This window comes from Bradyrhizobium sp. AUGA SZCCT0177 (assembly GCF_018130125.1).
In the GTDB taxonomy this organism is placed as follows: Bacteria; Pseudomonadota; Alphaproteobacteria; order Rhizobiales; family Xanthobacteraceae; genus Bradyrhizobium.
In genome coordinates, this window is sequence record NZ_JAFCMA010000003.1 from 198,103 (window position 1) to 212,087 (window position 13,985).

The following is a 13,985-nucleotide window of genomic DNA, read 5'->3' on the forward strand; positions in this document are numbered from 1 at the left end:
GTCTTGGACGCATAGACACCTCCAAAAATGGTCGCATCTGCCATAATTATCCGTTCTGCGGGGACACGAATTCGGGTCGGCGGAGCCTAAGCTCCGGTCACACTCGCTCGGTTGACGTCTTTGGATGTTGCCGTCGATGCCATTTGAACCGACGTCAGGATTTATATCACATGACGATCCTAATACAATAGATGCTCGCAGCCTCCTGCAAGACAGCGGCGTGATTTCGGCAAGGAACTCACTGACAGCGCGCGCCGGAGCGGCTGCACGGATCAGCCTCGGCATGGCCGGTAGCCTGCCCGCGCTTCCGGGCGCTACGTCGCCATGTCAGGCCCGCTGTCATATCCGCCAAGGCCCGGCTCCCCGCTTTGACCGTCGGTACGTCCATAAATGATAGTACCCGCTTTAATTGTGCCTTCTTGCAGAAAGGAGGCGCGACCCTAGGTCCGTGGACAACGCAACACCGACCTAGGATATGGCGATGACGTTCAAGGCACTGCTGGCAGCAAAGACAGACGGAAAGATTACGACCAGCGTGGTCGAAATGAACGAGCAAGATCTCATGCCTGGCGACGTTACGGTCGCCGTCGACTATTCGACCGTGAACTACAAGGATGCACTGGCCATTAGCGGGCGCACGGAGGTCGTTCGCCAGTTTCCCCTCATTCCCGGCATCGATCTTGCTGGAACAGTGGAGGCATCCTCCTATCCCGGCATCGCAGTCGGAGACCGCGTCGTCGCCAACAGCTGGGGGTTAAGTCAGACCCATCATGGTGGATATGCCCAGAGGGCACGGCTGAAAGGCGAATGGTTGGTGAAGATTCCGGCGCCATTTTCGACAAAGGACGCCATGGCGATCGGCACGGCCGGTTACACCGCGATGCTGTCGGTGCTCGCCCTCGAACATGGCGGCATCACACTGCAGCGTGGAGACATCCTCGTAACCGGCGCCAATGGCGGCGTCGGCTCGATCGCGATCGCCCTCCTCGCCGATCTCGGGTATCGCGTCGTTGCATCGACGGGACGTCTTGAGGAAGCCGATTATCTGCGAAGTCTCGGCGCGGCTGATGTCATCGATCGACGAACGCTTTCGGAGCCCGGAGCGCCTATCGCGCGCGAGCGTTGGGCTGGCGCTGTCGACTCCGTCGGCAGTCATACGCTGGTGAACGTGCTGGCGCAGACGCAATACCGCGGCGTGGTGACGGCCTGCGGACTGGCCCAGGGTGTCGATCTTCCCGGAACGGTCCTGCCGTTCATCCTGCGCAATGTCACCCTGGCGGGCATCGACTCGGTGAATACCCCTCAGGCGGCGCGACTCGAGGCATGGTCGCGTTTGGCGCGCGATCTGGACGTGAACAAGCTCGCCCGAACGATGCAGGTGGTCGGCCTCGCAGAGGTCCCCGATGTGGTGCGTCAAATGTTCGCCGGGAAGGTGCAGGGCCGCACCGTCGTCGACGTCAATGCCTAGCTATCTTACGATCGGACTTGCCTGGCGACGCCTCGATGAAAATCGGACCGCGCAGCAACAAGCCCGCAAAATCCTCTTGGAGACCATTATGCGTTTTTTGAAACGATCAGGCGCCCTCGCGCTCACCTTGGCTGCTGTACTCATGTCCTCCGGGACCTGGGCGGATAATGCCTCACCTGTCGGCTTGTGGAAAAATGTCGATGACGTCAGCGGCAAACCGAGAGCGCTCATCCGCGTCACGGAATCGAATGGCACCCTGCAGGGCAAGATTGAAAAGGTATTCCCCGCTCTGTCCGAAGACCGGAACCCGAAATGTGAAAAATGCGAGGGCGCGCCCAAGAATGTACCGGTAATCGGCTTGGTAATCCTGAGTGGCCTGAAGAAGGACGGCACCGAATATACCGCCGGCAAAATCCTCGATCCGGACAATGGCAAGGTCTACAGCAGCAAAATCCAACTGACCGATGGTGGCAGGAAGCTCAACGTGCGCGGCTACATTGGCGTGTCAATGCTGGGTCGTTCGCAGATTTGGGAACGACAGGAATAAGAAGCCAGGCTCCAGCATCGATTGAGACGGCCCGGACGCGAATGATAGCTTCCGGTTCCGCCGAAGCCTCGTCAAGCGGCGACCTCCAACTTCTTGTTGACGAACACTCGGTCGATGTCGGCGAGAGGCAGGTCAACTCGAAAGGCAATGGTCAGTCGCTTCGCAGGTCCGCACCAAAGCAAGCGCGAGTCACCATTTTTCGGCCCACGGCCGGAGCACGACTTCGAACGCCCAGGTCGACCGATGCTGCCGATGAAGCTGAAGATAGGTTTTCGCGATATGGACGGGGTCGGCCATGTTGTCGTCGACAGTCGTGCCCGCCAGCCGATGCGCGCGGGTCCCGTCTTCCTGGGTCCAGCCGATCGCGGCGTCGATCGGCACATTCGCGACGTGGATACCCTGCGGCATCAGTTCTCTTGCCATGCTTTGCGCGAGTCCGGACTTGGCATGACACGCCATTGCAAAGGCGCCACTTAACGGGAAGCCTTTGAGCGCCGCGCTGGCATTCGTAAAGATGATCGTTCCTCTCGCGCCGTTGGCATCGGGTTCGTTTCCGAGCATGAGCCGAGCTGCCTGTTGACCAACCAGAAACGCAGAGAACGCCGAGTTTCGAAGTGTTTCGAGCGCCATGACCGGGTCAGCTTCGATCACGCTCTTGCGAAAAATGCCGGGAACCCGGCCATCGATGTTGTGCACGACAAGCCTCGGCGTCCCGACGTCTTGGACGACGCTCCCGAACAGCCGTGCCACAGCCGCCGGGTCGCTGGCATCGCAGGCGTATCGACGCACGCCATGCGTCGTCTCGAGGGTCTCAAGGACCGCCTTTTCGGGATTCCTGGCAGCGACGCAGACACGCATGCCGTTCTCCGCGAACAGCCTGGCGCAACTCGAGCTGATGCCGGGACCGCCGCCGACAATGAGTGCAACGTCTTGCACGGAAGGTTGGGTGTCGCCTTTGGATTGTGTCATGTTGCTTCCTCCGATGCGTTTGGTGGCCGGCCAGCGTCGTGGCGCCGCAACTCAGGCGGCGTGATTGCGAGACCTATTGTTTCACTGCAATGACGACCTTGCCTCTTGCGCGTCCTGCCTCGACGTAGGCCAAAGCATCTCCGGTCTTCTCAAACGGAAAGACCTTATCCACGACCGGACGGATCACGCCAGACTCGATGAGGGACGTGATTTCGCTCAGCTGTTGCCCCTGCGCACGCATGAACAGGAATGAGAAGCGCACACCCAGGCTTTTGGCTTGCTTCCGCGCACCACGGCTCAGGAGGCGTATCACCAGCTTCAGGAACAGGTTCAATCCTAATTCCCTGGCGAAATCGGGGTCGGGCGGCCCCGAGATCGAAATGAGGAGGCCACCGGGCTTGAGCACGCGCAGGGATTTTTCGAGCGCCTTGGCGTCCAGGCTGTGCAGGACCAGATCGTAGCCCGACAAGACCTTCTCGAAATCCTGCGTCTTGTAGTCGATGACAACGTCCGCGCCGAGTCCCTTGACCAGCTCGACATTTTTCGTGCTCGTCGTCGTCGCAACTGTCGCGCCGAGGTGCTTGGCGAGCTGGATGGCAAAAGTCCCCACGCCACCGGAGCCGGCCTGAATGAAGACCTTCTGCCCGGGCTTCACCTTGGCCACCTCTACCAGCGCCTGCCAGGCGGTCAGCCCGACCAGCGGAATGGAGGCGGCTTCTTCCATGCTGATGTTTTTGGGCTTTAGCGCCACGTCGGCTTCATTGATGGCAATGAATTCCGCGAATGTTCCGACCCGATGATCGCGCGGCCGTGCATAGACCACGTCGCCCGCCTTGAACCGCCTGACCTTCGGGCCAACCCTGGCGACGATCCCGGCAACATCGTGCCCCAGAACGAAAGGCGGACGATACGGCAGGAAGATTTTGAATTCTCCGTCCCTGATCTTGGAGTCCAGAAGGTTCACACCGGTTGCGTGAACTCGAACCATGACATCATCGTCTCGCACCTTCGGCTCCGCTACTTTGGCCAAGCGCAGAGCGCCCTTCTTTTTGTATTTGTCGACAACGAAGGCCTTCATGGCGTCTTCTCCAATTTGAAATATTGTCGCGGTGTCAGGCGCCGAGGAAGGACAGGGCCTTCGGCACAAAATCGGCGTGGTTCTGAAAAATCCCGCCATGCCCGGCATCTTCGTAGATGACCAGTTCTGCGCCCGGGATACGGCGCGCCATATCGATGCTGTTTGCGGTCGGCATCATGATATCGATGTCGCCATTCGCGATCAGTACCGGGATCCGAATGCTCCCGAGATCTTGCGGCGCCTGTCGGCCCCAAGCAGTGATCGCCTTGACCTGCCGCAAGAAAGCGCCGGGCGTAGGTCCTTTGTCCCGGCCCGCCTTGCGCTCTTTCAGCCGTTTCAGGAAGGCTGCCGCCGCTTGGCGGCCGTTGGCCGTGGACGTGAAAAACAGGTAGAATTTCGGATCCCGCAGCGTCAGAAAGCCTTTGATCATCAAAGGCCAGGATACCGGCCACACCTTGTCGATACCTTCGCCGCCCGCCGGCCCCGTGCCGGTCAAAATGAGCTTTCGCACCAGCTCTGGTGCCTTCAGCGTGATATCCTGCGCCACAAATCCGCCGAGGGAAGAGCCGAGCAGATCGACTTTCTCGAAGCCCAGCGCGCGGATCAGGGCAATCGCATCCCGCGCCATTTCATCGATGGTCACAGGCGCTGTTCCGCCCGACGCACCGATACCTCGGTAATTGGTCGCGATCACGCGATGCTTATTGGCGAGGCCGTCGACAATCCGCGGATCGAAATTGTCCAGAACCGCGCCCCAGTGATTCAGAAGAATGAGCGGCACGCCGCTCCGGGGGCCGATGTCGCGGTAGACGAAAGGGGTCCCCCCGACATTTATTGAGAGCGTGGGTGCATCTATGTAGCGCACCGCTCGCCCGAGGCTAGTAACAAAATTTGCCATGGGTTTCTCCATTGTCCAGCTCGGACCGAAAATCCCAAGATGGAAGGGATAGTCGGCCGGATGGTACGGTTCTCTCTTCGCGCGCCAATACATGTGCTGATTACGCCAGACCGAATTGCGACCGCAGAATCGTGTCGAACAGGGCCCGACGACACCGGGCGCAGGCGACCTGCCGCGCGGCCTTGCCACACGACGAGCCGGCGAGGAACGCTGTCTTCTTGCCCTCCGGTGCGCTCAAACCCGGCATTATTTTACCTCTCAGTTATGAAACAGCCCACTTCCAGGGGTTGGCAGCGGTCGTTCGCTTCACTTTTTTGATGACGATCGTCATCTTATATGTTAGATGATGATCGTCATGAAAAAAGTCAAGCGGAGTTTTTACGAATCTGAGATCGCTCGGCCGTGGTCAGGACCAGCAGACGCAGGTCCTGCGACCAACGGAGTGAGAAAACGATGAGGGTGTCGCGCGAAAAGGCGCTGGAGCACCGCGAGCAGATCATCGAGACTGCGGCGCGCCTGCTGCGCGAGCATGGTTTCGATGGGATCGGCGTTGCCGACATCATGAAAGCCGCCGGCCTGACCCATGGCGGCTTCTATCGCAACTTCGCTTCAAAGGATGATCTGGCGGTCAAGGCCAGCGAACGTGCGATCGCGGACACGACAGCGTTGCTGAAGGATGGACTGGCCCAACAGCCCAAAGATCCGTTTCGCGAACTCATCGAACGCTATGTGTCGTCGGCCCATCGCGACGATCCAGGGTCCGGGTGCATTCTGCCGGCATTGGCCGTGGACGCCGCGCGGAGCGACGACCCCGCTCTCCGAGCTGTCTTCATCACGGCGATTCAAGGCTATCTCGACCTGATAACAAGACTGTCATCCGCGACCCCGAGAGCCGCGGGCAGCAGACATCCCGCTGCTATCCTCTCGGAAATGATCGGCGCTGTCATATTGTCTCGGGTGATTGCGGATGCCCCTCTGGCGGAATCGCTGATGGCTGCCGTGGTGACGGATATTGCCGGACCATCCCCGGAAAACAAATCGGCCGAGGGGTGACTTCAGCGCTTTGTATCACCTGAAATTAGGAGCGCGCTTCTCGATGAAGGCCCGCACGGCTTCGGCGTGCTGCGCGGTGCTCGCTGCGAGGACCATCTTCTCGGCCTCGTGATCCAATGACGTCAGGAAGTCAGCCGACAGCGCAAGGTCGAGATTATCCTTGATGGAGGCAAACGCACTCCCCGGACCGTTCGCCAACGTCCTCGCAATGCCAAATGCTTCGCTCTGCAGGTTAACATCAGGCACCACGCGATTTACCAGCCCCAGCGCTTCGCAGCGACGTGCATCGATTCGTTCGGACAGGAACATCAGTTCGCGGGCACGCGCCGTCCCGGCCAGCCGGGTCAACAGCCACGAAATGCCGTAATCGCCCGTTAGCGCAATCCTGGCATAACCAGTCGTCATGATGGTGGATTCGGCAGCGACACGAATGTCGCAGGCGAGCGCGATCGCAAGCCCAGCGCCAGCCGCCGGTCCCGGCAGGGCCGCGATGGTGGGTTTACGCACCGAGACAAGCACGCCGGTCAGGGTTCGTTGACGCTCCTTCAGTCGCGCAACCTTGTCGCTGAATGACATGGCCGGTGCAGCCGAACTGCCGCCCATCCCCTTGACGTCGCCGCCCGAACAGAAAGCGCTGCCTGCACCGGTAATCAGCAATGCGCCGACGTTAGGATCGTCACCGTTGCGCTTGATCATCCGGCGTAACGCCGGCGTGAGATCGTCGGACAGCGAATTTCGCGCCTCGGGCCGATTCAAGGTGATCACGGCAACGCGATCCCGGATCGCGCACAGCAACTCGTCCGTTCCCGTATCAATCGAGATTGACTCATCAGTCATGGTTTCGACCTTTCCAGTCCTGCGTCTGCGGCGATCCTAAATGAGCAAGCGCGTTCCCCAGCTGTGACCGCGCTTCTCACCGGTCAGGCGTCACCAGTTTTCGCGGAATGGCCGCAGTTCCGCGAGGAATGACCAGGCCGATCGGTCCTGACCGTAGAGATGGTACAGTTCGTCGGCGATGGCGGCAGGCTTGATGAAGAATTCATCCGGTTTGTCGCTCATCCGCGCGCGCATCCGGGGCGTATCGATCACGGCGTCGATGAGAACATAAGAGACGTGGACGCCGAGGGGCCCCATGTCACGCGCGATCGACTCGGCCAATATACGCTGCGCCGCCTTTGTCGGAGCGAAGCCGGCGAAATTGGCCTTGCCCCGGATCGAAGACGTGTTTCCGGTCACCAGGATCGCACCCTTGCCTCGATCGATCATGTCAGGGGCCACTTCGCGCGCCAGGTACAATAAGCCCATCACGTTCACCTCGAAATTGCCCTTCAGCATCTTCGGATCGATCTCGCGAAAGCTTCCCCAGCCTCCTCCGACCGCGTTGTGGATGAGAACCTCGGCCGCTCCAAAACGGCGCTTTACGTCATTGACGACGGTACGCACCTGGCTCTCGTCGGCCACGTCGCAGGTCACCGCGTGTACGTCGGGAAGCTCTTGCGCAAGGCGATTGGTGAGCTCCGCTGAGCGGGCGAGCGCAATGATACGGAACCCGCCAGCAGAGAACCGCTTGACGATGGCAGCTCCCGTGCCCGGCCCTACCCCGGTCACGATCGCGATTGGCTTCTCGGTCATTTTAACGCTCCCTTCGAGCTATTGTCCGGCCGCTCTCATGTGAATTCGCTCGGACTGCGACTGATAGGTGGCAGCCTCGTGCGCGGACACCAGCGCCAGACGAACCGCTACGTTCTTGTGGTAGGGCGTGCCCGCAATGGGATCGCGGTTGCCGCTCTCAGTGAGCAGATTGATACGCGGCCCGTTGATCAGGCGCTCTCCGTCCGACGTCGGGTATGCCTGACCGTAGCCGTGCGGAAGCGCCAGCTGGCCATTCCGCATGGCGTCGTCGACCTTACAGCGGACGACGAGCCGTCCGACCACCGACTCGACGGCGATCCAGTCACCATCTTCCGCGCCCAACTCGCTCAGGTCGCTCGAATTGATCAACATGGCGCCGTCCGGATCCTCGCGCCGCCACGCCGGATCGCGAAAGATCTGGTTGGCATTGAACATGCGGCGGCCACCTGCCGCCAACATGAACGGGAACTCCTTTGGCGCCCCCGCTGCTTGCGGATCGAGCCGCGCCAGCCATTCCAGCATCTGCGGGATCACCAACCGAACCTTGCGGTCCGAATGGCTGATCAATGACCAGACCTCGTCATAGTCGTGCCGGGTAACGGCCGTGCCTTGCCGGGTGGCTACGATAGTGTCGAACAGGAGATCGCCGAGCTGGTGATCCGCCACCTCGTCCGACGCACCGATCGCCCGCCGCACCGCTTGCGGCGATCGCTTCGCGCAAGCCAGCGCCGCCCCCCACAAGGGTGCCGCAGCAGCCGTGCCGTCCGGAAGCGTCTGCCCTAGCGTGTGATAGAGCACCAGCGCAGCGACCGCGCCGGGGTTTTCAGCGATGACAGCACGAAAGGCGATGGCGAACTCGGCTCGCGAACGCCGCGCCGCCTCCCGCAGGGGCGCGAGCACATTGTCACCTGGCAGAAGCCCCAGGGCGATGGCAAGCCGCGTGTAGATCTCGGGCTCCGGCAATGTGCCAGCAAGCGGCGGCAATACGCCGGCGCGTACGTGAAAATAGTTCGTCGGAAATTCGAAGTTGAACAGGGTGAATTCAGTTTTCTCGAACTGTGAGGACGCCGGGAGAACGTAATGCGCGAGCTGTGCGGTTTCGGTCATCGCAACGTCGACCACAACGCATAGATCGAGCGAGCGCAGCGCGCGTTCCACAGCCTCGGTGTTTGCTGCCGTGTTGGCGGGATTGGAACTGTCGATCCAGGCGCAGCGCAACCGGTCAGGATGGTCCTTGAGCACCGCTTCGGGGAAAATGTTGGGCGGCAACAGGCCCCCAATAATCGCGTCGCCGGTCGGCGCGAATGTCTGGTTCGGAGAATTACCCCATAGCGGTTGAAGCCAGCTATGCAATTGGTTGGTGCCTTTACGGCCGAAATTGCCGGAAAGCATGATCAGAAGCTTTTCGAGATAGGAGTTGAGCGTCGAGTTGATGCCTTGCTGGATGCCAAGCTCGACCCGCACCACCATGGCCCTCGCCGCGACGATCATCGCGGCGCAACGCTCCAGGTCCGCGATCGAGATATCGGCGGCGGCAGCCCATTCTTCAACGGAGATGTTTAATAGCGCTTGTCTCACTTCCGTGAAGCCGATCGCGTGCTCCTCAATGAAGGCATGATCGATCCGGTCGGACCGGACAAGCATGGCCAGCAGCGCGCCTAGGAGAAACGTGTCGGCACCGGGACGAACCGCGAGATGCAGATCCGCCATTTCGGCAGTTTCGGTTCGCCTGGGATCAATGACGATCAGCTTGCGTGCGGGATCCTTGCGGATCTGATTGAGATGATCGCGCGCATTGGGGAAGCCGTGCGCGATCCAGGGATTGGCACCGATGACAAGCAAGAGATCGCAATGATGGACGTCCTCGGCGGTGTGGCACGTCTGGCTACCGAACATGTGGCCATTGACCCAGAAGTCGCCGGTTTTTTCCTGCGAAAGGGCATTGAAGACGCTGCGCGAACCCAGCGCGCGTAACAATCCGCTGGCGTAGGCACCGCCGGCGTGGTTGCCCTGCCCGCCACCGCCGTAAAGGGCGATAGTCTTGCCGCCATATCTATCGACGATGTCTCGCAGCCGCTCCGCGATTTCTGCGATCGCCACGTCCCACTCGATTGCATCAAAGCCGCCGTCGGCGCGACGACGCAGCGGAGTCGTAAGCCGATCCTTGTCATTCGCATAATATGGAATCCGGGTCGCCTTGTTGCACAGATAGCCTTGTGATTTCGGGCTCGAACGGTCGCCCCGTACTTTCTCGAGGCGCTCGTCGTTCACCAGGACTTCGATCCCGCAATTGATGTAACAAAGGTTGCAGGCTGTCTTGAGCCATTTGCCGGCCGTCATGGTGACCTCCCTTACGTTATGATTATTTGCAGCGCATCGCCTTTATGGTTCTTCGCTGCGGCTTCCGAATCCGACCGCCTGCGGTCTTGCGTCCGGCATCGAGGATGCGGTCGGAAAGTTTCCCTGAGCCGACGGCACGCGACAGCACGATCGATCCCACCATGGTTGCGATAGCGCCCGTCGCGATTTGGCGGGCCTGTTGAGGTGGCTCGCCGGGAAGCAGCTCGACAAAGACATCGATCATCTTCTCCAGTTTGGAAGCCAGGGCCTGCTGCTCGCCGGGGCTCGACCGAGCGACATCGGCGGCCAGGGTTGGGAGCGCGCAACCGTGTTTAGGATTGTCGCGATGCCGGGGACTAAGGTAATCGGCGATCAACGCCTCGAAGCGTTCCCCGTTGGCCTTCCCGTCCGCCAGTTTTTTCCATCGCTCAGTCGTTTGGTCCATTGCAAAAGCGATCGCCTCGCCAACAAGCGCGGCGCGTGAATCGAAATGATTATAGAAGCCGCCGTGCGTCAGACCCGCGAGCTTCATCAAGTCGACAACACTGAGCCCTTTGGTACCCTTTAGGCGCAAGCCGTAGGAGGCATTTTCAACGATTCGATTGTGGGTTTGACGCCGGTGGTCTTCTACGTATCGCATCGCCACTCCGTGCAAGGTCCTAAGGTGGTCGGCTGTCCGAACCGTCCCATCCCCTCCGAGCAATTCTGGAACCGCGCTTCCTTGATGGTCACGGCAACATTTCATTGCAATGCCGGCTATCTTATATGACTATCGTCATATAACAACACCTATCAACAGGAGAGTTCGCCATGGCCACCACTTCCGACCCCGTCGTCATCCTTTCCGCCGCCCGCACGCCGCTGGGCCGCTTCATGGGCGAGTTGTCGCCTCTCAGCGCCCACAAGCTCGGCTCCCACGTGATCGGCGCGGCGCTGGAGCGGGCCACGCTTGCGCCCGAGCGCATCGATGAGGTTTTCATGGGCAATGTATTGCCGGCCGGCCAGGGTCAGGCACCGGCGCGCCAGGCCGCCCGCGGCGCCAAACTGCCGGATGCCACCGGCGCCACCACCATTAACAAGGTCTGCGGCTCCGGCATGAAGGCCACCATGCTGGCCCACGACATCATCAATGCAGGCTCGGCCTCGATCGTGCTGTCCGGCGGCATGGAGAGCATGAGCAATGCACCCTATCTGCTGGCCAAGGCGCGCGGCGGCTACCGCGCCGGCCATGACCGGATCATCGACCACATGATGATGGACGGGCTGGAGGACGCCTATGAGACCGGCCGCTCAATGGGCGATTTCGGCGAGGCTACCGCGGAAGCCTATCAATTCACCCGCAAGGATCAGGACGCTTACGCGATCGAAACGCTGACCCGCGCGCGCAAGGCGGTCGAAGGCGGCGCGTTCAAGGCCGAGATCGTGCCGATCACGCTAACCGAAAAAGCCGGGCCGCGGATCGTCGCCAACGACGAACATCCGTTGAAAGTGGACCCCGCCAAGATCCCCGGGCTGAAAGCCGCGTTCCGCGCCAACGGTACCATCACGCCGGCCGCCTCCTCCGCCAATGCCGATGGCGCCGCGGCACTCATTCTCGCAAAGCGCTCACTCGCGGATCGCGACGGCCTCCCCGTACTGGCCGAGATCAAGGGCCACGCGACCCACAGCCAGGAACCGCAGTGGTTCACCACGGCGCCGATCCCGGCCATTCGCAAGCTATTGGATAAGATCGGCTGGAGCGTCGGCGACGTCGATCTGTTCGAGATCAACGAGGCCTTTGCCGTGGTGGCGATGGCGGCGCAGAAGGATCTCGGCATCCTCAGGGAGAAGCTGAACGTCAATGGCGGCGCCTGCGCACTCGGTCATCCCATTGGTGCCACCGGCGCGCGCCTGATCGTGACGCTGTTGCACGCGCTGGAGGCGCAGAACCTCAAACGCGGCGTTGCAGCCCTTTGCATCGGTGGCGGTGAAGCCACCGCCATCGCGATCGAGCGCGTCGTCCGCAGATAGCACGGCCGATCCGACAGATAGGGGCTCGGCGAGCGGCGCGAACCGCGTCACTCGCCGCCTTGTAACCTGCCTATCCCGATCAGCGCGAAAGTTCCCATGGCTGACCATTGCCAAACGACCAAGAGCGTGCCGCGGGATGTTCCCGTCTCCAGCGGCCTGGCGATTGCGGTCCTTTCCGTCCTCGCCGCCACGGGAACGCTCGCGACCAATATCTTGCTGCCGTCGCTGCCGCAGATTGCGATCTCTTTGAATGTCACCAGTGCGGCGGTCACGTCCGCCATCACCGTCTTTCTTGCGGTGTTCGGGATAGGCCAGCTCCTGGTCGGACCGCTTTCGGATCGCTACGGGAGACGCTGGCCAGTCCTGATCGGATTTGTTGTGTTCATCGGCGGCAGCGTCTGGTGCGGTTTGGCAACAGATCTACCTAATCTTCTGGCCGGCCGCATCGTGCAGGCTGCTGGCGCTTGCGCGACGTCAGTGTTGTCTCGCGCCATCGCCCGCGACATGTTCAGTGGGCCGGCGCTGGCGCGCGCGATGGCGCTAATCATGATCGTAATGTCCGCAGCCCCCGGATTCTCACCTCTGCTTGGCGGCGCACTCGATCACAGTTTTGGCTGGCGCTCCGAATTCGCACTCGTCGCGGCCTTTGCCGCAGCTGGCGCCATTGCCTACAGCATCATCCTCGGCGAAACCCACAATTCGATCCGCACGCCGCTCAATCTGGTCGCCATCGCCAGGACCTATGTTGGCCTGATTGGTGATCGTCGTTTCGCTATCCCGGCTGCAACCGCGAGCCTGATCATAGGCGGCTTGTTCTCGATGTTTTCGGCTGCACCGCGCCTGTTCATTGAAGCAATGCACTTCACGCCGATCCAGCTCGGCCTCTTCTTCGCCGGCACCGTTTTTATCGTATTCGCCGCGGGCATGCTGGCGACGAAACTGGCACCACGCTACGGGCTCGATCGCCCGATCCGGGCAGGGCTGTGGGCGACGGCCGCCAGCAGCGTTGCGATCCTACTCATCTCGATGATCAGCCCGACGTTCCTGCCGTTCCTGGGCGCGATGTGCGTTTTTCTCCTCGGCATGGGCGTTGTCAGTCCACTGGCTACCGCGCGGGCGCTCTCTCCATTCGGGGAGAAGGCCGGCGCCGCCTCGGCGCTACTGGGTTTCTGGCAGATGATGAACGCAGCAATCGGTGTATGGCTCGCTGCAACGGTGTCGCATGAAGCAATGTTCGCGCTCGGTGTCGTGTTGAGCGCGTTTTCACTGCTGGCTCTTGGTTTGTACGCCTGGGGCCTGAGGTCACCTGCTCCCCATTAGGTGCCATGGAACTCCGGTTTGCTGCTGCCAGCCGGACGCTTCATCTCGAACATGTTCTCCGTCCTGACCTCAAGGTAATCGCCACCCCGGCCCGTGCGGAGTATGGGACGCGCGAGTGCGGTGTTGTAGACACCGTCCTCGATCAAGGACTTGTCGATGTATACTGCGACCACTTCGCCGAGCACGAACCATCCTTCGACCTTCTCACCGCGCGCATTCGACAGCTGAGAGACGTCGACAACCTTGCATTCCATAGCGGCCCTGCTCTCGCCTACCCGCGGCACAGCGACGTGGCGCCCGGGTATTGCCGTCAGCCCTGCTGCTTCGAACTCGCTCACGCCGTGATCGAGCGGCGTCGCCGTCACGTTCATGCGCTCGCCAAGATCCATCGTAACCAGATTCCAGACGAATTCGCGGGTCTCGCTGACGTTCTTGACCGTGTCCTTCCACGAAATTGAGGAGAACCCGATTATCGGGGGGTCGTAGAGGAACGCGTTGAAGAAGCTGTAAGGAGCGAGGTTCAGTTGACCAGCCGCATTGCGCGACGAAATCCAGCCAATCGGACGCGGCGCGACAATCGCGTTGAATGGATTATGCCGGAGTCCGTGGCCCTTCGAAGGCTCGTAATAGTGGAAGTCGGTCAGATCCATGAATTCCCCCGACAGCTATA

General features: G+C 60.9%; 13 protein-coding genes. 5 read left to right on the top strand and 8 right to left on the bottom strand.

From position 1 onward, the window contains the following. Positions 1 to 481 precede the first annotated feature (481 nt). Positions 482 to 1,468 carry an acrylyl-CoA reductase (NADPH) gene (gene acuI, locus JQ597_RS05030; protein WP_212263251.1) on the top strand — a complete coding sequence of 329 codons (987 nt, stop codon included), beginning with the start codon at positions 482 to 484 and terminating at the stop codon, positions 1,466 to 1,468. Positions 1,469 to 1,556: 88 nt separating this feature from the next. After that, positions 1,557 to 2,015, top strand: coding sequence for a DUF2147 domain-containing protein (locus JQ597_RS05035; RefSeq protein ID WP_212263135.1), 459 nt, complete (start codon positions 1,557 to 1,559; stop codon positions 2,013 to 2,015). Between the two features lie 189 nt (positions 2,016 to 2,204). On the opposite strand, the gene JQ597_RS05040 is transcribed toward JQ597_RS05035, so the two are convergent. The 3 genes from JQ597_RS05040 to JQ597_RS05050 all read right to left on the bottom strand — a co-directional run bounded on the left by JQ597_RS05040 (position 2,205) and on the right by JQ597_RS05050 (position 4,960). Continuing rightward, positions 2,205 to 2,984, bottom strand: coding sequence for an SDR family oxidoreductase (locus JQ597_RS05040; protein WP_212263136.1), 780 nt, complete (start codon positions 2,982 to 2,984; stop codon positions 2,205 to 2,207). Between the two features lie 73 nt (positions 2,985 to 3,057). Then, positions 3,058 to 4,062, bottom strand: a complete 1,005-nt coding sequence (locus tag JQ597_RS05045; RefSeq protein WP_212263137.1) for an NADP-dependent oxidoreductase — start codon at positions 4,060 to 4,062, stop codon at positions 3,058 to 3,060. 34 nt (positions 4,063 to 4,096) lie between these two features. Next, complete coding sequence (locus JQ597_RS05050) at positions 4,097 to 4,960, bottom strand: alpha/beta fold hydrolase (RefSeq protein WP_212263138.1); 864 nt, start codon at positions 4,958 to 4,960, stop codon at positions 4,097 to 4,099. A gap of 453 nt (positions 4,961 to 5,413) precedes the next feature. Between JQ597_RS05050 and JQ597_RS05055 the strand changes: the two genes are divergently transcribed. Beyond that, a complete protein-coding gene (locus tag JQ597_RS05055) occupies positions 5,414 to 6,013 on the top strand; it encodes a TetR/AcrR family transcriptional regulator (protein WP_212263139.1) in 600 nt (199 codons plus the stop codon). 15 nt (positions 6,014 to 6,028) lie between these two features. On the opposite strand, the gene JQ597_RS05060 is transcribed toward JQ597_RS05055, so the two are convergent. The 4 genes from JQ597_RS05060 to JQ597_RS05075 form a co-directional block, all read right to left on the bottom strand. After that, on the bottom strand, positions 6,029 to 6,850 hold the full coding sequence (locus JQ597_RS05060) for an enoyl-CoA hydratase-related protein (RefSeq protein WP_212263140.1): 822 nt from the start codon (positions 6,848 to 6,850) through the stop codon (positions 6,029 to 6,031). A gap of 90 nt (positions 6,851 to 6,940) precedes the next feature. Next, on the bottom strand, positions 6,941 to 7,645 hold the full coding sequence (locus JQ597_RS05065) for an SDR family NAD(P)-dependent oxidoreductase (RefSeq protein ID WP_212263141.1): 705 nt from the start codon (positions 7,643 to 7,645) through the stop codon (positions 6,941 to 6,943). Positions 7,646 to 7,663: 18 nt separating this feature from the next. Next, on the bottom strand, positions 7,664 to 9,985 hold the full coding sequence (locus JQ597_RS05070; protein ID WP_212263142.1) for a molybdopterin-dependent oxidoreductase: 2,322 nt from the start codon (positions 9,983 to 9,985) through the stop codon (positions 7,664 to 7,666). 22 nt (positions 9,986 to 10,007) lie between these two features. Next, the gene (locus JQ597_RS05075; RefSeq protein WP_212263143.1) at positions 10,008 to 10,625 is read right to left on the bottom strand and encodes a TetR/AcrR family transcriptional regulator; all 618 of its coding nucleotides are present in this window, start codon (positions 10,623 to 10,625) and stop codon (positions 10,008 to 10,010) included. A gap of 170 nt (positions 10,626 to 10,795) precedes the next feature. Between JQ597_RS05075 and JQ597_RS05080 the strand changes: the two genes are divergently transcribed. Further along, positions 10,796 to 11,995, top strand: coding sequence for an acetyl-CoA C-acyltransferase (locus tag JQ597_RS05080; protein WP_212263144.1), 1,200 nt, complete (start codon positions 10,796 to 10,798; stop codon positions 11,993 to 11,995). Between the two features lie 96 nt (positions 11,996 to 12,091). Continuing rightward, the gene (locus JQ597_RS05085; RefSeq protein WP_212263145.1) at positions 12,092 to 13,315 is read left to right on the top strand and encodes a multidrug effflux MFS transporter; all 1,224 of its coding nucleotides are present in this window, start codon (positions 12,092 to 12,094) and stop codon (positions 13,313 to 13,315) included. Here JQ597_RS05085 and JQ597_RS05090 read toward each other — a convergent pair. Then, positions 13,312 to 13,965 (bottom strand): flavin reductase family protein, encoded by a 654-nt coding sequence (locus JQ597_RS05090; protein WP_212263146.1) that lies wholly within the window; start codon positions 13,963 to 13,965, stop codon positions 13,312 to 13,314. The two genes, JQ597_RS05085 and JQ597_RS05090, sit on opposite strands and share 4 nt — an antisense overlap. Positions 13,966 to 13,985: the final 20 nt, after the last annotated feature.

Excerpts from the sequence above, each read along its gene's own strand:
- JQ597_RS05065 (WP_212263141.1), bottom strand. The coding sequence starts at position 7,645 with ATGACCGAGAAGCCAATCGCGATCGTGACCGGGGTAGGGCCGGGCACG.
- JQ597_RS05070 (WP_212263142.1), bottom strand. The coding sequence starts at position 9,985 with ATGACGGCCGGCAAATGGCTCAAGACAGCCTGCAACCTTTGTTACATC.
- JQ597_RS05035 (WP_212263135.1), top strand. The coding sequence starts at position 1,557 with ATGCGTTTTTTGAAACGATCAGGCGCCCTCGCGCTCACCTTGGCTGCT.
- JQ597_RS05045 (WP_212263137.1), bottom strand. The coding sequence starts at position 4,062 with ATGAAGGCCTTCGTTGTCGACAAATACAAAAAGAAGGGCGCTCTGCGC.
- JQ597_RS05080 (WP_212263144.1), top strand. The coding sequence starts at position 10,796 with ATGGCCACCACTTCCGACCCCGTCGTCATCCTTTCCGCCGCCCGCACG.
- JQ597_RS05060 (WP_212263140.1), bottom strand. The coding sequence starts at position 6,850 with ATGACTGATGAGTCAATCTCGATTGATACGGGAACGGACGAGTTGCTG.
- JQ597_RS05085 (WP_212263145.1), top strand. The coding sequence starts at position 12,092 with ATGGCTGACCATTGCCAAACGACCAAGAGCGTGCCGCGGGATGTTCCC.
- JQ597_RS05050 (WP_212263138.1), bottom strand. The coding sequence starts at position 4,960 with ATGGCAAATTTTGTTACTAGCCTCGGGCGAGCGGTGCGCTACATAGAT.
- acuI (WP_212263251.1), top strand. The coding sequence starts at position 482 with ATGACGTTCAAGGCACTGCTGGCAGCAAAGACAGACGGAAAGATTACG.
- JQ597_RS05090 (WP_212263146.1), bottom strand. The coding sequence starts at position 13,965 with ATGGATCTGACCGACTTCCACTATTACGAGCCTTCGAAGGGCCACGGA.
- JQ597_RS05075 (WP_212263143.1), bottom strand. The coding sequence starts at position 10,625 with ATGCGATACGTAGAAGACCACCGGCGTCAAACCCACAATCGAATCGTT.
- JQ597_RS05040 (WP_212263136.1), bottom strand. The coding sequence starts at position 2,984 with ATGACACAATCCAAAGGCGACACCCAACCTTCCGTGCAAGACGTTGCA.
- JQ597_RS05055 (WP_212263139.1), top strand. The coding sequence starts at position 5,414 with ATGAGGGTGTCGCGCGAAAAGGCGCTGGAGCACCGCGAGCAGATCATC.